The sequence below is a fragment of the Bradyrhizobium sp. ORS 86 genome (assembly GCF_045571475.1).
In the GTDB taxonomy this organism is placed as follows: domain Bacteria; phylum Pseudomonadota; class Alphaproteobacteria; order Rhizobiales; family Xanthobacteraceae; genus Bradyrhizobium.
The window spans coordinates 4,289,738-4,314,822 of record NZ_CP120699.1 but is presented as its reverse complement, the minus strand read 5'-3'; the positions used below and the strand labels follow the sequence as shown (position 1 = coordinate 4,314,822).

Genomic DNA, 25,085 nt, shown 5'->3' with positions numbered 1-25,085 from the left:
TCGACGCGGCCCAGCGACCGGAGAGACCTCCGGCCGCTTCGTCGGACGCGATGTCAGTCCAGGCTCTTGAGCCAGGCGCTGATTTCGCTGACTGCGATGTTAGCCTGGTTGAGCAGCTTGCCCATGGTGAAGAAGCCGTGGAACTGGCCGGGGAAATGCCGGTAGGTCACGGGCACGCCGGCGTCCTTCAGGAATTTCGCATATTCGTCGCCCTCGTCACGCAGCGGATCGGCGCCGGCGGTCAGCACATAGGCCGGCGGCAACCCGGCAAAGCTTTTGGCGCGCGCTGGCGAGACGCGCCAGTCGCTCCCGTCGGCACCGCCCAGATAATGATTGGCGAACCAGCCGATCACCGAATGCGTCAGCAACACGCTGGTTTCGGGCTCGCGGTGCGAGGCATGCTGTCGCGAGAAATCGGTCGCGGGATAGACCAGCAACTGGGCGGCAAGCTTCGGTCCGCCGTCACGCGCGGTGAGCGCAACCACGGCCGCAAGGTTGCCGCCGGCGCTATCGCCGCCGACGATGAGGCGAGAGGCATCGATGCCGAAATCCCTTGCATTGCCGGCGATCCATTTGGTCGCGGTGACGGCATCATCGACCGCGGCGGGGAATCTGTGCTCGGGCGCCAGACGATAGTCGATCGAGATCACGATCAGCTCGCCTTCATGGGCGAGCTTCTGGCAGACCACCTCATGGGTATCGAGGTCGCCGATCACCCAGCCGCCGCCATGGAAGAACACCAGGCACGGCGCAAGACCGGCTGCCTTGCGCAGCGCCTTCGGCGTGTAGATGCGCGCCGGGATCGTGCCGTGTGGCGCCGGGATCGCGAGCGGCTTGCTCGATTCGAGCGCGGGCGGCTCGGGATTGCTGACGACGCGGGCGGCTCGATAGTAGTCGCGTGCCTCCGCCGCGGTGAGCGTCTCATAGGCGGGACGGCCGGCGTCCTGGAACGCCTTGTAGACGGCGGCGGCATCGGGATCGAGAACGACGGGCATTAAGAACAACCTTCTCATGATCTTTAATGATGTCATTCCGGGGCGATGTGAAGCATCGAACCCGGAATGACAGCGGGCGTCAGGCGGCGGTGCGGCCGCCGTCAACGGTGTAGGCGGAGCCCGACACGTAGCTTGCTTCGTCGGAGGCGAGGAAGGCGACGATCGAGGCGACCTCGCTGGCCAGGCCGAGCCGGCGCACCGGGATGCGGTCGACGATCTTCTCCGGAGGCGGCGGCGCGTTGCCGCCGCTGCGGCCCTGCAGGATCGTGCTCAGCATCCGGCTGTCGATCAAGCCGGGGCAGACGCAATTGACGCGCACGCCGGTGCCGGTGCACTCCCAGGCCGCGCTCTTGGTGAGCCCGATCACCGCGTGCTTGCTCGCGCTGTAGACCGCGATCATCGGGGAGCCCATCAGGCCTGCGATCGAGGCGGTGTTGATGATGCTGCCCTTGTTCTGCTTCAACATCACGGGCAGCACGTATTTCATGCCGAGGAAGACGCCGACGACGTTGACGTCGAGCACCCGGCGGAAGCTCTCCAGCGAGTATTCGGGGATCGGCTTGATGTCGCCCTCGATGCCGGCGTTGTTGTAGAAGACGTCGATGGTGCCGAACCGGTCGACGGCGGCGCGGACATAGTCCTTCACCTCGTCTTCCTGCGTGACATCGGCGGCCACCGCGAGCGCCTCGGCCCGGGCCGGCAGGTCCTTGATGACCGCCTTCAGGTCGTCCTCCTTGCGGTCGACTGCGACAATCCGCGCACCGCGGTCGGCGAGCAGATGCAGCGTGGCGGTTCCGATGACGCCGGCAGCGCCGGTGACGACGGCGACCCGGCCATCGAGCCTGACGCGATCGGCCATGTTGGTTTCCTCTGGCTGGTCCGGTTCAGTGCCGGATTCCTCGTTTTCGCGCTTGGGGCTGCGCGGGTTTGGGACACGGACTATTCCACGTGTTCCGGAGGCTGACCAGAGGGCCGGGAAGGGCGGCAAACCGCCCTTTCCCCGCCGTATTCGCCGTGTTAACCGGTGGCCTGCGAGCGGCCGATATCAAAGGTAAACTGTCGCGAGCCCGATTCGCCTCTTTAAGCCGCGCGAGATGTCTCGAACCATTGCCCTGATTGGCTTTGCGGCCTTGATCGCCGCCTCAACCGTCTCGCTTGCGCCGCCCGCGCGCGCGCAGATCGGAACGATTTTCTCCGATCCGCCGCCGCGTCCGCCCGGCGCGATTCCGCGCGGCCAGATGCCGCCCGGAGACGACGACGAGGAAGTGCCGGAATTGCCGCGCGGCCGGGTGCTGCCGACGCCGAACCGGCCGCTGCCGCCCGGGCAGGCCGTGCCGCCGCCCGGGAGCGTGCAGTCGCAGCCCCTGGCGCCTCCGCCCGGTGTCGCGGTCACGCCGCCGAACGCTCAGCCCGGCGTTGCGGTGCAGCCGCCGCAGCCCGGCGCGCCCAGTGTCGCCAACGCCCCTCCGGGGCAGCGCCCGGCCGCCAAGGGCGCGCCGGGGGCGCTGCAGCCCGGCGACGAGGTCGTGCAGGAGCCGCCATCGACCAAGATCACCAACAAGAAGGCGAGCTTCTCCGGTCTCGACAAGATCACCGGACGTATCATCAATTTCGACGAGGATATCGGCGAGACCGTGCAGTTCGGCGCGCTGCGTGTGAAGACCGATGCCTGCTACACGCGGCCGTCGACGGAAGCCGCCAACACCGACGCCTTCGTCGAGGTCGACGAGATCACGCTGCAGGGCGAGGTGAAGCGGATCTTCTCCGGCTGGATGTTCGCCGCGAGCCCGGGCCTGCATGGCGTCGAGCATCCGATCTACGACATCTGGCTGACCGACTGCAAAGGGCCGGATCAGACCATCGTGACGGCGGCGCCCGATCCGCCGAAGCAGCCGACGCCACCACCGCCGCCCGCCCAGAAGCGGCAGGCGAAGCAGGCGGCACCGCGTCCCGCGCCACCGCCGCCGCAGTATCAGCAGCAGCCGCAACCACCGCCGCCACCTCCGCCGCAGCAACAGCAGCGCCCGGGCGGATTGTTCGGCGGCTTGTTCGGGAACTAGACCAGGATGAGCTTGGGTCGAATCGCGTCGCGGCGGCTTCGGTCTACCTCTCCCCGCCGGGGAGAGGTCGGATTGCGCTCGGCGATGCGGAGCATCGTCCGAAGCAATCCGGGTGAGGGGGCCTTGCGCTCTCGATAGACCGTAACCCCTCACCCGATTTGCTGCGCAAATCGACCTCTCCCAAGGGAGAGGTGACCTCCGGCGCGGCTTCAGATCAACCTAATGCCATCATGCTTTGGTTGCGATCTTGGCGTCCGGGTCTCGCGAGGCGGGATCCGGACCATTTCAATTGCGTTCGGCGATGATGGCGAGGGCGTCCGCGCCCTTGACCGGCTTGGCGACGTCGAGCTTGCAAAAATCCGCCGGCGCCCCCGTGACCGCTTTGTCGAGCAGCGCGCGATAGCGGCGGCGTGGAATCTCGATCGCGCCGAACGTCTTCAGGTGCTCGGTCACGTATTGGGTGTCGAGCAGTTCGAAGCCGCCGGCGATCAGGCGCGCCACCAGATGCACCAGCGCGACCTTCGAGGCATCACGCGCGGTGTGGAACATGCTTTCCCCGAAGAAGGCGCGGCCGAGGCTCACGCCATAGAGCCCGCCGACCAGATTGTCGTCCTGCCACACCTCGACGCTGTGGCAATGGCCGAGCGCGTTGAGCCCGACATAGAGATCGCGGATGCGCTTGTTGATCCAGGTGTCGTCGCGGCCGGGATGCGGCGCCGCGCAGCCCGCGATCACGGCCTTGAACGCGGTGTCGACCGTGACGGTGAACGCGTCCGAGCGCACGGTGCGCGCCAACCGCGAGGCGACGCGGAAGCCATCGAGCGGAATCACGCCGCGCAGTTCGGGCTCGACCCAGAACAGAGTCGGGTCATCCGCGCTCTCCGCCATCGGAAAGATGCCGCAGGCATAAGCGCGCAACAGCACTTCGGGCGTGATTTCAGAGGAAGCGGAGTCGCGCGACGTCATGTACGGAGAATAGCAAACACCGGGCGGCGATGCGATGGGCCATCGATGTTTGTGCTGTCCTCAGCCGTATGCCGGTTCCTTGCGGGCCAAGTCGCGAGAGCAGCGGTGTGACCGCCAGATTGCGACCAAATCTGCGGGCGCAGGCACGCGACATGGCCGTTGCGTCCCCGACTTTCAATACAGACGAGCCGGATCACACGAAACTGTCATCGATCTCGTGCGCACCATCGCACCATGAACGGTCATGATCGCGTGGATGTCTGGCTCTGAAGTGTCGTGAATTGACGGCTTCAAAGCGATCACGTTTGAACACGTCCGCGCGTTCGCCGCCTTTGATGTGGCCTACTTTGTCGGATTGTTGCTGATCGTATTGCCCCGCTTGCGGAGCATCGGATAAACTGCAAGACAGCCCGGCGTGAAGGGCGAGATCGACTGGCGGTGGAGTAGACACCATCCTTTCCGATTGTTAACGCGCTTTGTGTTCAGGAAGCGTTCAAAATGCTTCCTCGAGTGTGGCGCGCGCGCGGCTTCAGGGGACGCAGAGAATCGCGCGAGCTCGTTCGTGTTTCGTCGTGGGCAGCTCATGGACCAGCAGATCAAAGATCCGACCCTCATTCCGTCAGGTGACGTGTCCAAGCAGACCGGGCGGAAGTCGCGTGGCCGGACTGTGCTGACGACGCTTATCGTGTTGCTGCTGCTTGGCGGCATCGTCTGGTGGACGCGGCACCAAAGCGCGCCGCAACAGGCGGCCGGCGGGCGCAACAGTGTGCCGATGTCGATCGTGCCGGAGACCGTCGCCAAGGGCGACATCGGCGTCAGCCTGAACGCGCTCGGGACCGTGTCGTCACTCGCCACGGTGACGATCAGGAGCCAGATCAGCGGTTATCTGATGAGGGTCGATTTCAAGGAAGGCGACGAGGTCAAGCGGGGCGATCTGATCGCCGAGATCGATTCTCGTCCGTATGAGGCGACGCTGGCGCAGGCCAAGGGCCAGCTCGCGCGCGACGAAGCGCAACTCAAGGGCGCCCAGGTCGACCTGACCCGTTATCAGAACCTCGCCGCGCAGAACGCGGTGCCGCACCAGCAGCTCGACACCCAGATCGCGCTGGTCGCGCAATATCAGGGCACGGTCGAAGCCGACCGCGCCTCAGTGAAATCGGCCGAGGTCAATTTGGCGTACTGCCGCATCGTGTCGCCGATCAACGGGCGCGTCGGTCTGCGCCAGGTCGATCTCGGCAACTACGTGACGCCGGGAGACACCAGCGGCATCGTCGTGATCACGCAGCTCGAGCCGATCAGCGTGCTGTTCACCTTGCCGGAGGACAATCTGCAGGCGGTCGCGAAGCGGCTGCGCGAGGGCGCGGTGCTGCCGACCGCGGCCTACGATCGCAGCGGCGCCAACAAGCTTGCCGAGGGAACGCTGCAGACCTTCGACAGCCAGATCGATGCGACCACGGGTACCATCAAGCTGCGTGCCAAGTTCGAGAACGACCAGCGCACGCTGTATCCGAACCAGTTCGTCAACGTCCGTCTGCTGCTCGACACCCACAAGGATGTCACGACGATGTCGACCGCCGGAGTCCAGCGCGGCGTTCCCGGCACCTTTGTCTATCTGGTGAATGCCGACAGCACGGTCTCGGTCAAGCCCGTGAAGCTCGGCGTTACTGAGGGCGACCGCGTCGAGGTGCTGTCGGGGCTTTCGCCCGGCGATCGCGTCGTGATCGACGGCGCTGACAAGCTGCGCGAGGGCGCCAAGGTGATCGTTCGCTCGCCGGCCGACGCTGCCAATCCCGCCGCGGCGGCCAAGGGCGGCGCCAACGGAAGCGCCAAGGGAAATACCAGGGGGGACGCGAAGGGGGCTGATCCCGACAAGGCAGGTGGTGGCAAGCGCGAGCGCTCCGAGGACGGGCACAAGCAATGAACCCGTCACGGCCATTCATCCTGCGGCCGGTGGCGACGACCCTGCTGATGATCGCCATCATGCTGTCGGGCATGCTGGCGTTCAGATTCCTTCCCGTCGCGGCGCTGCCTGAGGTCGACTACCCGACCATCCAGGTGCAGACCTTCTATCCTGGCGCCAGCCCCGATGTGATGACCTCGTCGGTGACGGCGCCGCTCGAGGTGCAGTTCGGCCAGATGCCGAACCTGAACCAGATGAGCTCGGTCAGCTCGGCCGGCGCTTCCGTCATCACCCTGCAATTCGGCCTCTCGATCTCGCTCGATGTGGCCGAGCAGGAGGTGCAGGCCGCGATCAACGCCGCGGGCAATCTTCTGCCGTCCGACCTGCCGGCGCCGCCGATCTATGCCAAGGTCAACCCGGCCGACGCCCCGATCCTGACGCTCGGCCTGACTTCGAAGACCATGCCGCTCACCCAGGTCGAGGATTTCGTCGACACGCGGCTCGCGCAGAAAATCTCCCAGCTTGCCGGCGTCGGCCTCGTCAGCATCAGCGGCGGCCAGCGGCCGGCGGTGCGCATCCAGGCCGACATCCGCAAGCTCGCGGCCTACGGCCTCAATATCGACGATCTTCGCACCACGCTCGGCAATGCCAATGTCAATACGCCGAAGGGCAGTTTTGACGGCGCGATGCGCGCCCATACCATCAACGCCAACGACCAGATCCGCAATGCGGCCGACTACAGGTCGCTGATCGTCGCCTATAAGAACGGCTCGCCGGTCCGGCTCAGCGACGTCGGCGATGTCGTCGAGGGGGCGCAGAACGACAAGCTCGGCGCCTGGATGAACGAGACGCCGGCGATCATCCTCAACATCCAGCGCCAGCCCGGCGCCAACGTCATCTCGGTTGTGCAAGGCATCAAGGCCTTGCTGCCGCAACTCCAGGCGACGCTGCCGGCCGCGATCGACCTCAACATCCTGACCGACCGCACCGTGACGATCCGCGCCTCGGTCCGCGACGTCGAATATGAACTGTCGCTCGCGGTGATCCTGGTCGTGCTCGTGATCTTCGTGTTCCTGCGTTCGACCCGCGCGACGCTGATTCCGAGCCTGTCGGTGCCGCTGTCGCTGGTCGGGACGCTGGGGGCGATGTATCTGTTCGGCTTCAGCCTGAACAATTTGTCGCTGATGGCGCTCACGATCGCGACCGGCTTCGTGGTCGACGACGCCATCGTCGTGATCGAGAACATCTCGCGCTATATCGAGGAGGGTGAATCGCCGCTGGAGGCGGCGTTGCGCGGTTCCGAGCAGATCGGCTTCACCATCATCTCGCTGACGGTGTCACTGATCGCAGTGCTGATCCCGCTGTTGTTCATGGGCGACGTCGTCGGCCGTCTGTTCCGCGAATTCGCCATCACGCTGTCGGTCACGATCCTGATCTCCGCGGTGGTGTCGCTGACGCTGGTGCCGATGGCGTGCGCCAAGCTGTTGAAGGCGGACGACGCGGCGCGTGAGAACACCTTCCAGCGGCTCAGCCGCGAAGGGTTCGACTTCGTCATCGCGATCTATGGCCGGATGCTCAACCGGGTGCTCGATCGCCAGACCCTGGTGCTGCTGATCGCGCTCGCCACCTTCGGCCTGACCGCGTGGCTCTATGTCATCATCCCCAAGGGCTTCTTTCCGCTGCAGGACACCGGCGTGATCCAGGCGATCTCGGAGGCGCCGCAATCGGTCTCCTATGCGGCGATGGCCCAGCGCCAGCAGCAGCTCGCCAGCGCGATCCTGAAGGACCCGGAGGTGGACAGCCTGTCGTCCTTCATCGGCGTCGACGGCACCAACACCACGCTCAACAGCGGCCGCATCCTGATCAACCTGAAGCCGCATGAGCAGCGCAAGTCCGACATCGCGACGGTGATGAACCGCATCAAGGCGAGCACCGCGTCGCTGACCGGAATCTCGCTTTATATGCAGCCGGTCCAGGATCTCACCATCGAGGGCACGGTGAGCCGGACGCAATACCAGTTCATTCTGCAGGATGCCGATCCGGCCGAGCTCGCCGAATTGACGCCGAAGCTGGTCGAGAAGCTGCGCGAACTGCCCGAGCTCAGTGACGTCACCAGCGATATCTCGGCGCAGGGCCTTTCGGTGTTCGTCGAGATCGACCGCGACCAGGCGGCGCGGTTCGGGATCACGCCGGCGACGATCGACAATGCGCTGTACGACTCCTACGGCCAGCGCATCGTCTCCACCGTCTTCACCAATTCGAACCAGTACCGCGTGATCCTGGAGGCCGATCCGTCCTTGCAGAATTCGCTGCAATCGCTGTCATCGATCTACCTGCCGTCGTCGGTGGGGTCGACGCCGGTGCCATTGTCGGTGATGGCGAAGATGCGCGAGGAGACCGCGCCGTTGCAGGTCTCGCATCTCGGCCAGTTCCCGTCGGCGACCGTCTCATTCAACCTGGCGCCGGGCGCCTCGCTGGGCGAGGCAGTGACGGCGATCAAGCAAGCGCAGATCGACATCGGCCAGCCGCTCGGCGTCATCACGAGCTTCCAGGGCGCAGCGCTGGCGTTCCAGTCGTCGCTGTCCAACCAGCTCTTCCTGATCCTGGCGGCGATCATCACGGTCTATATCGTGCTGGGCGTGCTCTATGAGAGCTTCATCCATCCGCTCACGATCCTGTCGACGCTACCCTCGGCCGGTATCGGCGCGCTGCTGGCGCTGATGATGGCGAAGCAGGACCTCACCATCGTCGCGATCATCGGCATCATCCTCCTGATCGGCATCGTGAAGAAGAACGCGATCATGATGATCGACTTCGCGCTGGATGCCGAGCGCAACGAGGGCAAGTCGCCGCGTGAGGCGATCTACCAGGCGTGCCTGTTGCGCTTCCGGCCGATCATCATGACCACGATGGCCGCGGTGCTCGGCGCGCTGCCGCTGATGATCGGCACCGGCGCGGGCTCCGAGCTGCGGCATCCGCTCGGCATCTCGATCGTCGGCGGCCTGTTGGTGAGCCAGTTGCTCACCCTGTTCACGACGCCGGTCATTTATCTCTGGTTCGATCGTCTTGCGGTTCGGTTCGCCGGGCGATCGGGGGAGGTCGGCGAGGCAACCGGGTCGCGTTGAGCCATGGATCCGTCAACACCCTTCATCCGGCGGCCGGTGGCGACCACGCTGCTGACCTTCGGGCTTGCGGCGGCCGGGGTGGTGGCGTTCTTCAAGCTGCCGGTGTCGCCGCTACCGCAGGTGGATTTCCCGACCATTTCGGTGCGGGCGACGCTGCCTGGAGCCAGCCCGCAGGATGTCGCGACGACGGTGGCAAGCCCGCTGGAGCGGCATCTCGGCCAGATCGCAGACGTCACCGAGATGACGTCCTCAAGCTCCGTCGGCGCCACCCGCATCACGCTGCAGTTCGGCCTCAACCGCGACATCAACGGCGCGGCCCGCGACGTGCAGGCCGCGATCAACGCGGCGCGTGCCGACCTGCCGACCAGCCTGCGCTCCAATCCGACCTATCGTAAGGTCAATCCGGCCGACGCGCCGATCCTGATCCTGACCCTGACGTCGGATACGCTGACGCGCGGCGATCTCTACGACGCGGCGTCCACCGTGCTGGCGCAAAAGCTGTCGCAGGTCGAGGGGATCGGCGAGGTGGTGGTCGGCGGCAGCTCGCTGCCGGCTGTCCGAGCCGAGCTCATTCCGCAAGCGCTGTACAAGTATGGCATCGGTCTGGAGGACGTTCGCGCCGCGCTGTCCAATGCCAATGCGCACAGTCCGAAGGGCGGGATCGACGTCGGCGACCGGCGCTACCAGATCTACGCCAATGACCAGGCCAATAAGGCGGAGAACTATAAGTCGCTAATTGTGGCCTACCGTAACGGGGCGGCCGTTCATCTCTCCGATGTCGGCGAGGTGGTCGACGGCGTCGAGAACCTGCGCAACGCAGGCCTCGCCAACGGCAAGCCGGCGGTGCTGATCATCCTCTACCGGCAGCCGAATGCGAACATCATCAGCACTGTCGACCTGGTGAAGGCGTTGATGCCGCAGCTCAAGGCATCGGTGTCACCAGCGATCGACATCGGCCTCGCGGTCGACCGTTCGACCACCATACGCACCTCGCTGCACGACGTGGAGCGAACGCTGATCCTTGCCGTGCTGCTGGTCATCATCGTGGTGTTCGCGTTCCTGCGCAATGCGCGAGCCACCTTGATCCCGGTGGTCGCGGTCTCGGTGTCGCTGGTCGCGACCTTCGGGGCGATGTATTTGATCGGTTACAGTCTGGATAACCTGTCCCTGATGGCGTTGACGGTTGCGACCGGCTTTGTCGTCGACGACGCCATCGTCGTGCTGGAGAACGTCACCCGCTACATCGAGGAGGGGATGAGCCCGCTTCAGGCGGCGCTCAAGGGGGCCAACGAGGTCGGGTTCACCGTTCTGTCGATGAGCATCTCGCTGATCGCGGTGTTCATCCCGATCCTGCTGATGGCGGGGATCGTCGGTCGGCTGTTCCGCGAATTCGCGATGACGATCTCGATCTCGATCCTGATCTCGCTCGCGATTTCGCTCGCGACCACGCCGATGATGTGCGCGATCCTGCTGAAGCCCGAGCGCGGCCGCAGCCACGGGCGGCTCTATTGGGCGAGCGAACGCATCTTCGAAGCGATGCTGAATTTCTACCGCAGGACGCTCACCGCCGCGTTGCAGCACCCGCTGTCGGTGATGCTGATCCTGGCCGCCGTGTTCGGCCTGAATTTCTATCTCTACGGTGTGATCCCGAAGGGCTTCTTCCCGCAGCAGGACACGGGACGCCTGGTCGGCTCGATTCAGGCCGACCAGAGCGTGTCGTTCCAGTTGATGCAGCAGAAGCTCGCGCAGTTCGTCAACATCATCAAGAGCGACCCGGCCGTGGAGACGGCGGTCGGCTTCACGGGCGGGGGCCAGACCAATTCCGGCTTCGTGTTCGTCTCGCTGAAGCCGCTCGATCAGCGCAAGATCAGCGCCGATGGCGTGATCAGGCGGCTGCGGTGGGAGATGACCGTCGTTCCCGGCGCCAGCCTGTTCCTGCAGGCGGTGCAGGATATTCGCGTCGGCGGCAGGGCGTCGAACGCGCAGTACCAGTACACGCTGCAGGGGTCGACGCTGGAGGAGCTCAATGAATGGACGCCGAAGATCGCGGCCGCTCTGCAACATGATCCGAACCTGGCCGACGTCAACAGTGACCAGCAGAACAAGGGCCTGGAATCCAACCTCGTGATCGACCGCGACGCGGCGGCCCGGCTCGGCATCACCGTGAGCCAGGTCGACAACACCCTGTATGACGCATTCGGCCAGCGGCAGGTTTCGACGATCTATGTCGCGCGCAATCAGTATCACGTCATCATGGAGGTGGCGCCGCGCTATTGGCAGAACCCGGAGACGCTCAAGGACGTCTATATCAGCAAGTCGGGCGCGTCGGTCGGCGGCTCGCAGTCGACCAATGCCGTGGCCGGCACTGTGGTGGCGCCCGGAAATTCGGGCGCGGCGACTGCGGCCAACGCCCAGGCCGCACGCAATCAGGCCACCAACTCGATCGGTGCGACGGGGAAGGGCGTGGCCTCGACCGGATCGGCGGTCAGCACCAGCAGCGAGACAATGATCCCGCTTTCGGCGGTGGCCAGCTTCAGGGAGGGCGCGACCCCGCTGGCGGTCAATCATCAGGGTCTGCTGGTCGCCAACACGATCTCGTTCAACCTGCCGCCGAATGTCTCGCTGAGCACCGCGGTCGCCAGCATCGAGGCCACCATGAACCGGATCGGCGTCCCGGCCACGATCCGCGGCACGTTCCAGGGCACCGCGAAGGCGTTCCAGGATTCCCTCAACAATCAGCCGTTCCTGATCCTGGCGGCGCTGGTGACCATCTACATCGTGCTGGGCGTGCTTTATGAAAGCTACGTCCATCCGCTGACGATTCTATCCACACTACCCTCCGCGGGTGTGGGCGCCTTGCTGGCACTGATGGCATTCGAGACCGAGTTCAGTATCATGGCGCTGATCGGCGTCATCCTGCTGATCGGCATTGTGAAGAAGAACGCCATCATGATGATCGATTTTGCTCTGGAGGCGGAGCGCAAGCGCGGGCTGGAGCCGCTCGAGGCCATTCGCGAGGCCTGCCTGCTGCGCTTCCGTCCGATCATGATGACGACGATGGCGGCGCTGCTGGGCGCGACGCCGCTGGCGATAGGGGTGGGCGAAGGGGGCGAGCTGCGTCAGCCGCTCGGCATCGCCATCGTCGGCGGCCTGATCCTGAGCCAGGTCCTGACGCTCTATACGACGCCGGTCATCTATCTCTATCTCGACCGGTTCCGCCTGTGGGCCCAGCGCGTGCGGCGTGGCGGCACTGCAACACGGTTTCCTGGGTCTCTCCAAGCGGGCGAGTAAATGCCGATAGCCACAGCGTTGCGAAACTTTCAGACGGCGCGGAAAGCTGCCCGTTTTCCGCGCGTGCCGAAGTTCCGTCCCGGCAAGCGGCCCGCGCTGGTGATGCTGGTCGGCGTCGGTCTCGGGCTATCAGGGTGTATCCCGGGCTCGGAACGCCCCGAGCTCAATCTCGAAGTGCCGGCAAGCTATAAGTCAGCCGCCAAAGGCAACGCCGACGCTGCCGTTCCGGCGCTCGCCTGGTGGCGCGGTTTTCGCTCCGCCGAACTCACCGGGCTGATGGAATCGGCGCAGGAGTACAATCTCGATATCGCGGTCGCGATCGCGCAAATCGTGCAAGCCGACGCGCAGGTCGGCGTCTCCGGGGCTGCGCTGCTGCCGTCAGTCTCAGGCTCGTTCACCGCCGAGCGCGAGCGGTTGGCGAGGGGATCGAATTCATCGACCGGCGTCAGCGGGACGTTCTCGTCATTCAATCTCGGGCTGAGTGCGAGCTATATCGTCGATTTCTGGGGCAAGAACCGCGCGACACTGGCATCGTCGGAGGAGAGCGCCACGGTTGCCCGCTACAACCGTGAGGTGGTGGCGCTGACCACGATGGCGACCGTCGCCAACACCTATTTCCAGCTCCTTGCGGCGCAGGACCAGATCAAGGTGACGCGCCGCAACCTGGCCGCGGCCGAGCGCATCCTGGGGCTGATCAAGCAGCAGTTTGCCGGCGGTACCGCCTCGCAGCTCGACGTGTCGCAGCAGGAAGCGCTGGTCGCGACCCAGCGCGCGGCGATCCCGCCGCTCGAGGTGACGGTCGGGCAGAACACCGCCGCGCTGGCCCTGCTGGTGGCGCGGGCGCCGGCCAATTTCACCGTGCGCGGCGGCAGCACCACGCAAATTTCGGTCCCGCGCGTCACGCCAGGGCTGCCGTCGGAATTGCTGTACCAGCGGCCCGATATCCGCCAGGCCGAGGCGCAACTCGCCGCATCCAATTTCAGCGTCGAGGCCGCGCGAGCAGCTTTCTTCCCGCAGATCCAGCTCACCGGCACCACTGGCTTCCAGAGCGCGGCGCTCGCCTCGTTGTTCGCTCCGGGCGCGTGGTACTACACGCTCGCCGCCAGCCTGACCCAGCCGCTGTTCGACGGCTTCCTGCTGGAGAGCCAGCTCAAGCTCGCCAAGGGCCAGCAGTTGCAGAACTTGCAGGCCTATCGCAAGGCCGTGCTGTCGGCTTTCGCCGATGTAGAGAAGGCGCTGATCGCGTTGCAGAAGTTCACGCTGCAGGAGCGCCTGCAGTCGGACGTGGTGGCGAGTTCACGCAAGGCGTTCGAGGTCGCCGAGACGCAGTTGCGGGGCGGCACCATCAACCTCATCACCGTGCTGCAGGCACAGCAGACGCTGTTCACCGCTGAGAACAATCTGGTCACGGTCAGGCTCAACAAGCTGCTGGCGGCGAGCAGCCTGTTCCAGGCGCTCGGCGGCGGCTGGACGCCGACCGGCACGCTGGCGGCGCTGCAATGAGGATGGCCATGCAACGGTTGATTGGACGGGTGATTGTCGGCCTTGTCATCGCGCTGGGCATTCCGTCGGGCGCGTCTCGCGCGCAACTGGTGCCCAACCGCGTCCCGCTCTCCTTCGGCATGACGGTCGACCAGGCGAGCAGGGCGCTCGGCGTGCCGTTGAACTACGTCCGCGGTCGCCCCGGCAATGAACTCTTCGTCGTGCTGCCCAATGTCAGAGGAAGTATCTTGTCGAACCGCAGCGACGGACTCTATCTGCAGTTCGGCAGGGGGCATCTGATTGCCTGGAAGGGCGACTGGGGGACGATCCGGCCATGAGGAACGCAGCCGTCACCGCAACAAAGGGGCTCATTGTCTGTGCCGTCGTCGCGCTATGCACGAGTGGTACGGCATCCGCGCAGCAGCGCCCGCTGCGCTTCGGCTATACCAGCGGCTGGTCCTTCGACGGCAGAGACGATGATCGCGACTTCCGCACCAATGGCTATTTCCCGGGCAATTTTGCCGCCGATCCCTTCAGCGCCGGCTTCGGCGCGGCGGGCCTGTTCGGAGCGACGCCGTGGCGCTCGGCACTGCCGTATCCGTCGCAGGTGGTCTTCGCCGCGCCGTGCCGGGATTGCGGTCCGCACGGGAAGCGGCGGCACCGGTCTCAGCACTGAAGACTAACGAGAGGGGCGGGTCTATTTTGCCGCCGCGGTCTGTGGCGTCGCAGCGGCACGGCTGAAGCGGACCAAGACCCTCGTGCCCTTGTGATCCGGATCGCGCTCCACGCTGGCGTCGAGCTTGGCGGCCATCGCGGTGACGATGCGCTGGCCCATACCGGTGCCGCGCGGATCGACCTTGTCGTCGAAGCCGACGCCCTCGTCACTGATCGACAGCAGGAGATCATCGCCCTCCGGCTTGAGCTCGACATCGATCGGGCCGGCGCCGTCGGGATAGGCGTATTTCACTGCGTTCATCACCAGTTCGTTGACGATGACGCCAATCGCGACCGCGCGATCCGGGTCGATCTCGATCGGATCGGCGCTCAGCGTCAGCCGTGACATCTTGTTGCCTTCGGCCGATCGCCTGAGATCCTCGAGCAGCGCTTCGAGATACTGGTTCAACATCACCGTCTTGAAGTCGTGCGAGGTGTAGAGGCGGCGATGCACCTGCGCGACCGCGGCGACGCGCCCCATGGCGTTGGTCAGGGCAGCCTTCACGTCGTCCTGGGTCGCGGAGTTGGCCTGCAAATGCAGCAGCGAGGCGATGATCTGGAGCGAATTGCCGACGCGGTGGTTGACCTCGCGCAGCAACACCTCGCGTTCGGCGGCGAGCGCGGCGTAGCGATCCCGCGAGGCATGCACCTCGGCCTCAGCCTCGTCGCGCGCCTTCTGGATCGCAGCTCGCCGTATCGCGCCATTCACCGCGACCTGGAGCAGGGGAATGAATTCGCCTCTGACATCCTTGACCAGATAGTCGGCGGCGCCGGCTTTCAGCGCGGTGACGGCGATCGCGGAATCCTGCGCGGCGGTGACGAACACCACCGGCGGCGCATCCGGAATCTTCAGGATCTGCTCCAACGTCTCCAGTCCATCGAGGCCGGGCATGTACTGGTCGAGCGCGATGACGTCGATGCCGCCCTGAGCAAGACGATCGAGGCCCTCCTGGCCGCTGGCAGCGTGCACGACCTTGAAGCCCGCACGCGTCAGCCCGCGCTCGACCAGCCGCGCAAGCGTCGCGTCGTCGTCGATATAAAGCAGTGTCGGCGTCGCGCTGGTCATGTCGAAGCGGGTGGAACCTGAATGACGGAGAAGAACAGCCCGAGCTGGCGAATGGCGTTGGCGAAGCTTTCGTAATTCACCGGCTTGGTGATGTAAACGTTGCAGCCAAGCTCGTAGCAACGCTTGATCTCCTGGGAGTCGTCCGTGGTGGTCAGCACCACCACCGGCGTCGACTTGAGAAACTTGTTCTCCTTGACCCGCTTCAGGATATCGATGCCGGTCATGTCGGGCAGATTGAGGTCGAGCAGGATCAGCAGCGCCTGGCCCTTGCGATCAGCCGCGGTGCCGTCCTTGCCGAAGAGGTAGTCGACGGCCGCGGTGCCGTTCGTGAACGGAATGATCTCGTTGTTGACTCCCGATCGCCGGATGTTGCGCTCGATCAGGCGAGCATGACCCTCATCGTCCTCGATCATGATGATGGTGACTGGATTGCTCATGAAGCTTTATCCCGGTTCTTGCCTGTCCAGTTAATAGGCAGTGTGATCGTGAAGGTGCTGCCCTTGTGAAGTTCCGATGCTATCGACATGGTGCCTCCGAGTCGGCGCACAAGTGCGCGGACATGGGCGAGACCGATGCCTTGCCCGGGCTTGTCCTGGGTTCCGGCTCGCCGGAACAGGTCGAAGATGCGCTGGTGGTCCTTCGGGGCGATGCCGCGGCCATTATCCGTGATCTCGAAGATCGCAAAGCCGAGCTTGGTGCGGCCCTCGATCGCGATCTCGCCGGGGACGCCATCCTTGAGGTATTTCAGCGCGTTGTCGATCAAGTTGGAGAAGATCTGCTCCATCGCCAGGCGGTCGCTGACGACATCAGGCAGTGAACCGATCTCGATCGTGGCGTTGCTCTCGGCCGCCTGGTGCGCGACCGTCTTGACGATGCCCTCGATCAGTGCGCGGACGTCGATCGGCTCCGGCTTGAACTCGCGGCGGCCTTCGCGGGTGAGATTGAGGATCGCGGTGATGAGCCGGTCCATCTTGGCGATCGACGATTTGATGAAGCCGAGCGACTCGCTGAAGTCGTCGGACAACTGCTTGTCGGAGCCTTGCAGTTCGGGCTCGGCGGTGTCGGTCGCATCATCCGGCACCCCCGGGGCAAGTGATGCGGAACGGTTGAGCGTCGCGATGCGCCGGAAGATGTCGCCGCGAAGTTCTTCCAACTCGCTGGTGAAGCCCATGATGTTGACCAGCGGCGACCGCAGATCGTGGCTGACGATATAGGCGAAGCGCTGGATCTCCTCGTTGGCCTCGCGCAGGTCGGCGGTGCGTTCGTCGACGGTCGCTTCGAGCGTGACGTTGATGTCGCGCAGCTTGGCCTCGGCATCGTCGCGGGCCCGCGAGGAGAGCCGCAGCAGCACGATCGAAAAGCCGGCGAGCGCCAGCACCATGCAGGAGCCGGCGATCGTGACCGACGACGCCAGCACCTGTGTTTGGTCCGCCGTCGCCGTGCGCATCGCGAACAGCCGGTTTTCCTCGGTACGCATGTCACTGCCGATCCGCGCGATCGCTGCCACCGCGTCGGTCGAGGCGGTACTGCGCAGATCGGCGATACTGTCGGCAACGTCGTTGTGCTGGGCGCGGTCGATGTCGCGGGCGAGCTCGGAGAGGCGCCGGTCGATCGCGACCTTGAGTTTTTCGCTGTTGGCGACCTGCGTCGGATTGTCGACGCTGATCTTCGCGAGATGGTCGAGCGCGGGCGGGATGCCGGTCGCAGCAGACTGATATTCCGCCAGATGCTGCGGCGCCGACGTCAGCAGATACGCTCTGGTGGCACTCTCGGCGCGGCGGATTTCAACCAGCAGGTTGGCGATCTGGCTCTCGACCTCGATGGTATGGACGACCCAGGCGTTGTCCCTGCGCGCTTTGTTGACCAGGAGCACCGAGGCCACGCTGACGGCAACCAGCACCAAAAATCCCGCCGACAGCAGCAGGATTTGCAGGGCACTGCGCTGTCGTGAAATGAGCCGCGTCACGACAGTCTCGTCAAACCAGCGGAGTTCAATAGATCCCCGTACCAAGCCACTAACTCAATGATACGCTTGAGCAAGGCTTCGGGTTCCAGGGGACCGCCGGATTATTTCGGCGGGTCGGCCGGTTGACCCGCGAGATACTGCTCCAGCCAGTGGATGTGGTAATCGCCCTCGATGATGTCGGGCTCGCGGACCAGGGCTCGAAACAACGGCAGCGTGGTCTCAATCCCGTCGACCACCATTTCGTCCAACGCCCGGCGCAGCCGCATCAGGCATTCGCCGCGGGTCTTGCCGTGCACGATCAGCTTGCCGACCAGCGAATCGTAATAGGGCGGGATCATGTAGCCTTGATAGACGGCGGAATCGATCCGCACGCCGAGGCCGCCCGGCGGATGGAATTGCGTGATCCGTCCGGGCGAAGGTCGGAAGGTCTGCGGGTTCTCCGCATTGATGCGGCATTCGATGGCGTGGCCGATGATCGCGATGTCATCCTGCTTCGCAGGGAGGTCGCCGCCGGCGGCAATCCGGATCTGCTCCAGCACCAGATCGATATCGGTGATGCTTTCGGTGACGGGATGCTCGACCTGAATGCGCGTGTTCATCTCGATGAAATAGAACTCGCCGTCCTCGTAGAGGAATTCGATGGTGCCGACGCCGAGATACTTCATGTCCCGCATCGCCTTGGCGCAGGTCTCGCCGATCTTGGCGCGAGCTGCGGCTGCAAGCACCGGCGAGGGGCCTTCCTCCCAGACCTTCTGATGACGGCGCTGCAACGAACAGTCACGCTCGCCGAGATGGATGGCGCCGCCGCGGCCGTCGCCGAGAATCTGGATCTCGATGTGGCGCGGCTTCTGCAGGTATTTTTCCAGATAGACCGAGGCGTCGCCGAACGCCGACTTGGCCTCGTTGGCCGCAGTCGACAACGCGAGCGCGAGGTCGGCCTCGGTGTGGGCGACCTTCATGCCGCGGCCGCCGCCGCCGGCGGCTGCCTTCACCAGCACCGGGAAACCGATCGACTTGGCGATCGCCATCGCGTCGTCGTCCGACGTCACCGCGCCGTCCGAACCGGGGACGACGGGAATCCCGAGCCGCTTGGCGGTCTTCTTGGCCTCGATCTTGTCGCCCATCAGGCGAATATGCTCGGCCTTGGGACCGATGAAGTGCAGGTTGTGATCGGCGAGGATCTCGGCAAAGCGTGCGTTCTCGGACAGGAAGCCGTAGCCCGGATGCACGGCGTCCGCCCCGGTGATCTCGCAGGCCGCGAGCAGCGCGGGCACGTTGAGGTAGGAATCCTTCGACGGCGGCGGGCCGATGCAGACGCTCTCGTCGGCGAGCCGCACATGCATGGCATCGGCGTCGGCAGTGGAATGCACGGCGACGGTGGAGATGCCGAGCTCCTTGCAGGCGCGCAGCACGCGGAGCGCAATCTCGCCGCGATTGGCTATCAGGATCTTGTCGAACATCGCAGCGCCTGACGTTGACGAATTGCTACTCAATGATCACGAGCGGCTCGCCGAATTCGACGGGCTGGCCGTCCTCGACGAGGATCTGCGTCACGGTGCCGGCGCGCGGCGACGGAATTTGGTTCATCGTCTTCATCGCCTCGATGATGAGAAGCGTCTGTCCGGCGGACACTTTCGTGCCGACTTCAACGAACGGCTTGGCGCCGGGCTCCGGCGCCCAATAGGCGGTGCCGACCATCGGCGAGGGGACAACACCGGGGTGCTTTGCGAGATCCGCGGCCGGCGCCGCCGCGACCGGAATCGCGGCCGCGACTGGAGCTGCCACCGCCGACTGAACCGGGATGCTCGGCACGGAAGCGGCGATGCTGACATTGCGTGCGACGCGGACGCGCAGACCGGCGCGCTCGATCTCGATTTCGGTCAGGTTGGTCTCGGCGAGCAGATGTGCAAGCTCGCGAATGAGGGCGCTGTCGTCGTTCTTGGATTTTGCCGCTGGTTTGTCGTCTGGCTGGCGCGCCATGATCTTGATCCGGAATCTCTGTCTGGTACGGGGGACGTCAGGAGTGACGATTAGGTCTTTGCCTTGGCGCCGATCTTCGCGGCGAGCCCGAGGATCGCCAGCCGGTAGCCGTCGATGCCAAAGCCGCAAAGCGACGCGAACGCCGCTTTAGCAGTGAACGAATGATGCCGGAAGCTCTCGCGGGCGTGGATGTTGCTCACATGCACCTCGACGGCCGGGATTTTCACCGCAATCAGCGCGTCATGCAGTGCGATGGAGGTATGGGAATAACCGCCGGCATTGATGATGAGTCCGACCGCCTTCTTGGCATGGGCCTCGTGGATGAAGTCGATCAACTCGCCCTCGCGATTGGACTGTCGGCAATCGGCGGCAAGTCCGAACTGTCGGGCGGTGTCCGCGCACAGCTTCTCGACATCGGCGAGTGTGGCATGGCCATAGGTCTCGGGCTCGCGCGTCCCCAGCAAGTTGAGGTTCGGGCCGTTCAGCACATAGATCGTTCCGGCAGCAGCCATTCCAAGGTTCCGGCGAAGGGGTGGAGTGGGCCGGGTTATAGGTAACAACCGGCCGCAGGGGAAGCCTTTAGGTGGAATTCAAAGGTCTTCAACAGCTTCGTCCTGGCTATCAGAGGATAGTCATAACCTTCGGAAAACGCTGGTTAACCAATTCGCGTGGGACGTGCCCGCGACGGGAGTTAGCCCCCACGATCCACTGTCCCGTTCCATAGCATCCAACAGCAAGACCCCGCCCTTCAGGGCGGGGTCGAACGTCGGCGAGGGTCCGTCGCGGCACCCCCGCGCCGAGGCTGGGTTTAGCCCTCGATGATGTAGACGATCTCGTGGGTCTGCGGTTGCACGATCACGTAGCGTCCATGCACCAGGATGAACTCATAGCCGCGCCATTGCGGATAGATCGACACGACCCGCTCCGGCACCGGATAGAAGTGAACGCTGGCCGGGACGCGGGTGCCGACTGCCACGTTGAAGTTCACGTTGGTGACCTCGCTCACGTGCTCCGACTTGATCGCGGTCGAGATCTCGGTGCGCTTCTCCGCCGGAGGAGCCGCAGTCGCCGAGGTCGCCGCGTTACCGGTGGTTTGCGAGCGGCTCTCGTTTGTCTGGGCACGGTTGGTGTCGGACGGATTCCGGGTCTGCGCATTCTGGTTCGTCGTGGCGCCGCCCTTCTCACGTGTCTCGGCGGCATTGTTGCGCTCGCGACCCTCGCGGCTTTGGGCGTTCATGTTGCCGCTCTTGTCGCGCTCCTCAGACCTCATGCCTTTGGAGCCCTTCGTCGTCTCGTTCTCCGAGTTCATGCCCTTCTTCTGCATGTTCTCCTGTGCGCCCTTGCTGGCAGCGCCGCCCTTCTCGGACTCCGCACCCTTCGTGCTCGGGGATTGAGCGCTCGGAGATTGACCGGTCGTGGAGTGCTCGGAACCCTTCTTGCCGCCCTGTTCATGCTGCATCGTCCCGGATGACGCGCCACCGGACGGCGCGTTGTGCTGCATGGTCGCACCGCCGCCGGTGCCGGGCGTTTCCTTGCCGGCGCCGCCTGCGCCCTGCGCGTTCGCCAGACCGGTGCCAGCGATCAGAGCCGCCGCAGCGACAGAAATCAGAAAACGGTTAGTCATCAATTCCTCCTCATTTCAGCATTGCCCGCGCCGACAACGAGAGAGCATGTACGATGTTCCTAGCAATCCGCGGTTCCGTGCGGCCGGTTTCGTGAATGCGCAATGAACGCGTGAAACGCTTCAGCCGCAGCCCGATCGAGCTTCACGGTGGCGGTGAGAACTTCGCGCCTCCGGCAAAAGAAAATCCGGCTGCTTCGCAGCCGGATTCGCAGTCGACGGGATTTGCTGGATATCGATGGTCAGCAGGTCGCCTTGCCGCAGCGCGCGACGCCGATCTTCTCCTTGAGATTGTCGAGACCGACCGCCCCGACCACGACCTGCTTGCCGATCACATAGCTCGGCGTGCCGTTCATGCCCATGGCTTCGGCGAGGCGGAAGTTCTCCTCGATGGTCGCCTTGACCTCAGGGCTCGTCATATCCTTCTCGAGCTTGGCCATGTCGAGGCCGACATCCTTGGCCACCGCAAGCGCGCGGGCCTTGTCGGCGGCACCGCGGCCGCCCAGCAGCTTCTGGTGAAACTCGAGATATTTCTTGCCGGTCGGGTCCTGCATGCGCACGGCAACCGCGACCTGCGCGGCCTCGACCGAGCCTTGGCTCAGCACCGGGAATTCCTTCAGCACGACCTTCAGCTTCGGATCCGACTTCATCAGATCGAGCATGTCGGCCATCGCGCGCTTGCAGTAGCCGCAATTATAATCGAAGAACTCGACGAAAGTGACGTCGCCATCCTTGTTGCCGAGCGTGACACCGCGCGGCGAATTGAAAATGGTGTCGGCGTTCTTGGCGACGTTCTGCTCATGCTTCTCGGCTTCGGCGGCTGCCTGCCGCTTGTTGAGCTCGTTCATCGCCTCCTCGAGCACCTCCGGGTGCGACACCAGGTAGTTGCGCACGATGGTCTCGATGTCGCTGCGCTGGGTGTCGGTAAAGCTCTGGGCCGACGCCGATAGCGGCGCGGCGCAAACGCCGAGCGCGAGGAGGGCAGGGGCAAGAAAGCGGAGCGCTGGCATGGACAAATCCTTGTTGAACGTGGCTCGAAATACGGCAGGCCGCGAGCCGGTTTCGGTGATCGTTGTATGGAACTACGGTTTATTTCTAGTTGTTTTTCTGGCCCGGCATGGGCTTGGCGCTCACAATGTCGTCAGCCTTGACCCAGCCGGGAGTGCCGATCGCAAACCGGGTTTTTGCGCGCGACGCCAGTTCGCGGGCGGTCTTGTTGTCGCCGCGAAGATAGGCGGCCTGTGCGGATGCGAGGTCCGCCTCCGCGTAGTCGCCCTTGCGGCCGTAGGCCATGGCGAGCTGGGTATAGCCCAGCGGGGCCTCGGGTTCGCGTGCAACGGCCGCACGCAGCATGGTGATTGCCTCGTCCGTATAGGCCTTGTTGTCCGAGGCGACGAGCGCCTGGCCGAGCAGCATCTCGATCAGCGGGGCGCGGTTGGAAAGCTGCACTGCCTTGCGCAGCGGCGCGATGGCGTCGGCAGGCTTGCCGCCTTCAAGGAAGGCCTGGCCGCGCAGCTCATAGAAATAGGGATTGTTGGGTTGCGCCTGGATCAGGCTGTCGATCTGCGCGATCGCCGAGCGCAGGTCGCCGTGCAGATAGGTGGCGATCGCGCGCGCGTAGCGCGCCGGCAGGCTGTTGTTGGTGAGTGGATAGCGGCGATAGACCGTGTCCTGCCGCTCCATGAAGCCCGAAATCTTGGCGCGCATCATGTCGTGACGAAGCTGCAGCGCGGGATCGTCCTTCTTGTCCCAGTACGGACTGGACTTCGCGAGCCCCTCCAGCGCCTCGACGCGGTCGACCGGCATCGGGTGCGATTGCAGATAGGGGTCCGCGCCGCGCGAGGCGAACAGGCTTTCATCGGTGAAGCGCTTGAACGTCTCGTACATGCCCTTGGCGGACTGACCGGTGGCGGTCAGGAACTTGACGCCAGCGCGGTCGGCGTTCTCCTCCTGCTGACGCTGATAGGACAGCAGCGAGCGCTGGATCATCGACTGCGGCGCCGAAAATGCGGCCGCGCCGGCATTGGTGAGGCCATTGTTGGAACCGCCGCGCGCGCCCGCGGCCATGGCGCCGGCGCCGAGCAACATGGCGATGATCATCTGGGTTTGCGCCCGCGCCAGTTGCTCATGCAGCTTGGCGAGATGGCCGCCGGCCAGATGGCCGGTTTCGTGCGCGAGCACGCCGATGATCTGGTTCGGTGTTTCCGACTGCAGCAGCGCGCCGTAGTTCACGAAGATGCGTCGACCGTCGGCGACGAAGGCGTTGAATGCACTGTCGTTGATGATCACGACCTGGATGTTCTGCTTCTCCAGGCCCGCGGCGCGCAGGATCGGCCGCGTATAGTCGCGCAGGAGCTGCTCGGTCTCGGTATCGCGCAGCAAGGGCGGGCCCTTCGACCGCTGCGCCTGCGCGGTGGCGACGGGACCGACCGCGAGCGCGACCGCCGCGAGCAGCGCGGTCAGCTTGAACGTCCTGGTGCGAAGCGGGTGGCGGAACAGCATGGGGCAGTCTATTGGCGATGGCCGGTCGTGAAAAGGCGAAGTACGATTCCCGTCCTGATCAGCCCAGGAGCGTGGCACAGTCTGTTGCTTTTGCAGTTTTTGTTCACGCGATCCGGTATTCAGTTGGCCTGAAAACGTTATAAGGAGCCACCGAATACGGCCAGTCTGGGGCGGTAGCCGGTGCGGGAACCTGAATTCGGCTGCGGCCGCCCAAATAGCAGAAATCCATGCTTGATGCGACACTGAGAGATCGTGCGACCAGCCTGTTGACCCCGTCCCGGCGGAGCGATGTTCCGCCCTTCATGGTGATGGACGTGATGGCTGCGGCCGCGCGAATCGAGGCAGCCGGTGGCCACGTCATTCATATGGAGGTGGGGCAACCTGCCGCACCGGCGCCGAAGCCGGCGATCGCGGCTGCGCAGGCTGCACTGGCGGATGGACGGATCGACTACACGTCGGCGCTCGGTATTCCGTCCTTGCGCGAGCGCATCGCGCGCCACTATCGCGACAGCTATGGTTGCTCGGTCGATGCGCAACGCATCATCGTCACCACGGGCTCGTCGGGTGGATTCATCCTGGCATTTCTGTCGATGTTCGAGCCGGGTGACCGGGTGGCCGTCACGGTGCCGGGATATCCGCCTTACCGCCATATCCTGACCGCGCTCGGCTGCGAACCGGTGCTGATCGAAACCACTGGCGACACCCGCCACGCGCTGACCGGCGAGGCACTGCTCGCGACACATCGCAAGACACCGCTGAAAGGCGTGCTGGTTGGCAGCCCCGCCAATCCCACCGGCACCATGATGTCGCGCGAGGCGCTGTCGAGCCTGATCGCCGCTGCCGAGAGCGCGGGCATCCGTTTCATCTCCGACGAGATCTATCACGGGCTGGACTACGCGTTTCCTGCGGTGACCGCGGCCGAACTGTCGCCGAACGCACTCGTCATCAACTCGTTCTCGAAATACTTCTGCATGACCGGCTGGCGGGTCGGCTGGATGGTGGTGCCGGAGGTGATGGTGCGGCCGATCGAGCGGTTGCAGCAGAATCTCTCGATCTCGGTGCCGACGCTGTCGCAGATCGCAGCCGAGGCGGCGTTCGAGGGCCGCGAGGAGATGGAAGCGATCAAGCGCGGCTATCAGGAGAACCGTCGCATCCTGATCGATGGCCTGCCGAAGGCGGGTCTCACGAAATTCCTGCCGGCCGACGGCGCGTTCTATCTCTACGCCGACGTTTCCGATTTCACTTCCGATAGCTTTGCCTTCGCGAGCGAGATGCTCGAGAAGGCGCATGTCGCGGCGACACCGGGCGTTGATTTCGATCCGATCCACGGCCGTGCCTTCATTCGCTTCTCCTATGCGCGTTCCGCCGAAGACATGCGGGAAGCGGTTGCGCGGATCGCACGCTGGCTCGAATAGCC

At 64.7% G+C, this 25,085-nt stretch carries 20 protein-coding genes; 8 read left to right on the top strand and 12 right to left on the bottom strand.

Translation table 11 applies throughout. The features are described 5' to 3' along the window. Nucleotides 1-53: 53 nt before the first annotated feature. Nucleotides 54-995: an alpha/beta hydrolase gene (locus P6U25_RS20095; protein WP_407146494.1), complete on the bottom strand. Its 942-nt coding sequence runs from the start codon at nt 993-995 to the stop codon at nt 54-56. 79 nt (nt 996-1,074) lie between these two features. Next, a complete protein-coding gene (locus P6U25_RS20090; protein WP_407146493.1) occupies nt 1,075-1,854 on the bottom strand; it encodes an SDR family NAD(P)-dependent oxidoreductase in 780 nt (259 codons plus the stop codon). A gap of 235 nt (nt 1,855-2,089) precedes the next feature. Between P6U25_RS20090 and P6U25_RS20085 the strand changes: the two genes are divergently transcribed. Next, nucleotides 2,090-3,055 (top strand): DUF2155 domain-containing protein, encoded by a 966-nt coding sequence (locus tag P6U25_RS20085; protein WP_407146492.1) that lies wholly within the window; start codon nt 2,090-2,092, stop codon nt 3,053-3,055. Between the two features lie 285 nt (nt 3,056-3,340). Here the strand turns inward: P6U25_RS20085 and aat are convergent, their stop codons facing one another. Then, nucleotides 3,341-4,021: a leucyl/phenylalanyl-tRNA--protein transferase gene (gene aat / locus P6U25_RS20080; protein WP_407146491.1), complete on the bottom strand. Its 681-nt coding sequence runs from the start codon at nt 4,019-4,021 to the stop codon at nt 3,341-3,343. A gap of 583 nt (nt 4,022-4,604) precedes the next feature. Here aat and P6U25_RS20075 point away from each other — a divergent pair. Genes P6U25_RS20075 through P6U25_RS20050 form a run of 6 tightly spaced genes read left to right on the top strand, consistent with a single transcriptional unit; the run spans nt 4,605 to nt 14,495 of the window. Then, nucleotides 4,605-5,942 (top strand): MdtA/MuxA family multidrug efflux RND transporter periplasmic adaptor subunit, encoded by a 1,338-nt coding sequence (locus tag P6U25_RS20075; RefSeq protein ID WP_407146490.1) that lies wholly within the window; start codon nt 4,605-4,607, stop codon nt 5,940-5,942. After that, nucleotides 5,939-9,046 (top strand): MdtB/MuxB family multidrug efflux RND transporter permease subunit, encoded by a 3,108-nt coding sequence (locus P6U25_RS20070; protein WP_407146489.1) that lies wholly within the window; start codon nt 5,939-5,941, stop codon nt 9,044-9,046. Before P6U25_RS20075 ends, P6U25_RS20070 begins: the two co-directional genes overlap by 4 nt. 3 nt (nt 9,047-9,049) lie before the next feature. Then, a complete protein-coding gene (locus P6U25_RS20065; protein WP_407146488.1) occupies nt 9,050-12,337 on the top strand; it encodes an efflux RND transporter permease subunit in 3,288 nt (1,095 codons plus the stop codon). Further along, complete coding sequence (locus P6U25_RS20060; RefSeq protein WP_407146487.1) at nt 12,338-13,840, top strand: efflux transporter outer membrane subunit; 1,503 nt, start codon at nt 12,338-12,340, stop codon at nt 13,838-13,840. Nucleotides 13,841-13,848: 8 nt separating this feature from the next. Then, nucleotides 13,849-14,157, top strand: a complete 309-nt coding sequence (locus tag P6U25_RS20055; RefSeq protein WP_407146486.1) for a hypothetical protein — start codon at nt 13,849-13,851, stop codon at nt 14,155-14,157. Beyond that, nucleotides 14,154-14,495: a BA14K family protein gene (locus P6U25_RS20050; RefSeq protein WP_407146485.1), complete on the top strand. Its 342-nt coding sequence runs from the start codon at nt 14,154-14,156 to the stop codon at nt 14,493-14,495. The genes P6U25_RS20055 and P6U25_RS20050 overlap by 4 nt, the downstream gene beginning before the upstream one ends. 21 nt (nt 14,496-14,516) lie before the next feature. Here the strand turns inward: P6U25_RS20050 and P6U25_RS20045 are convergent, their stop codons facing one another. The 9 genes from P6U25_RS20045 to P6U25_RS20005 form a co-directional block, all read right to left on the bottom strand. Continuing rightward, nucleotides 14,517-15,599: a sensor histidine kinase gene (locus tag P6U25_RS20045; RefSeq protein WP_407146484.1), complete on the bottom strand. Its 1,083-nt coding sequence runs from the start codon at nt 15,597-15,599 to the stop codon at nt 14,517-14,519. Beyond that, the gene (locus P6U25_RS20040; protein ID WP_407146483.1) at nt 15,596-16,036 is read right to left on the bottom strand and encodes a response regulator; all 441 of its coding nucleotides are present in this window, start codon (nt 16,034-16,036) and stop codon (nt 15,596-15,598) included. Before P6U25_RS20040 ends, P6U25_RS20045 begins: the two co-directional genes overlap by 4 nt. Next, entirely contained in the window at nt 16,033-17,565 is a 1,533-nt protein-coding gene (locus tag P6U25_RS20035) for a sensor histidine kinase (RefSeq protein WP_407146482.1), read from the bottom strand. Before P6U25_RS20035 ends, P6U25_RS20040 begins: the two co-directional genes overlap by 4 nt. Nucleotides 17,566-17,666: 101 nt before the next feature. Further along, nucleotides 17,667-19,025, bottom strand: coding sequence for an acetyl-CoA carboxylase biotin carboxylase subunit (gene accC, locus P6U25_RS20030; RefSeq protein WP_407146481.1), 1,359 nt, complete (start codon nt 19,023-19,025; stop codon nt 17,667-17,669). Nucleotides 19,026-19,050: 25 nt separating this feature from the next. Beyond that, entirely contained in the window at nt 19,051-19,545 is a 495-nt protein-coding gene (gene accB / locus P6U25_RS20025; protein ID WP_407146480.1) for an acetyl-CoA carboxylase biotin carboxyl carrier protein, read from the bottom strand. 50 nt (nt 19,546-19,595) lie between these two features. Beyond that, on the bottom strand, nt 19,596-20,057 hold the full coding sequence (gene aroQ / locus P6U25_RS20020) for a type II 3-dehydroquinate dehydratase (RefSeq protein WP_407146479.1): 462 nt from the start codon (nt 20,055-20,057) through the stop codon (nt 19,596-19,598). 296 nt (nt 20,058-20,353) lie between these two features. Then, the gene (locus P6U25_RS20015) at nt 20,354-21,169 is read right to left on the bottom strand and encodes a DUF1236 domain-containing protein (RefSeq protein WP_407146478.1); all 816 of its coding nucleotides are present in this window, start codon (nt 21,167-21,169) and stop codon (nt 20,354-20,356) included. 239 nt (nt 21,170-21,408) lie between these two features. Beyond that, the gene (locus P6U25_RS20010) at nt 21,409-22,176 is read right to left on the bottom strand and encodes a DsbA family protein (RefSeq protein ID WP_407146477.1); all 768 of its coding nucleotides are present in this window, start codon (nt 22,174-22,176) and stop codon (nt 21,409-21,411) included. 85 nt (nt 22,177-22,261) lie between these two features. Continuing rightward, nucleotides 22,262-23,668 carry a M48 family metalloprotease gene (locus tag P6U25_RS20005; RefSeq protein ID WP_407146476.1) on the bottom strand — a complete coding sequence of 469 codons (1,407 nt, stop codon included), beginning with the start codon at nt 23,666-23,668 and terminating at the stop codon, nt 22,262-22,264. A gap of 227 nt (nt 23,669-23,895) precedes the next feature. Between P6U25_RS20005 and P6U25_RS20000 the strand changes: the two genes are divergently transcribed. Continuing rightward, the gene (locus P6U25_RS20000; protein ID WP_407146475.1) at nt 23,896-25,083 is read left to right on the top strand and encodes a pyridoxal phosphate-dependent aminotransferase; all 1,188 of its coding nucleotides are present in this window, start codon (nt 23,896-23,898) and stop codon (nt 25,081-25,083) included. Nucleotides 25,084-25,085: the final 2 nt, after the last annotated feature.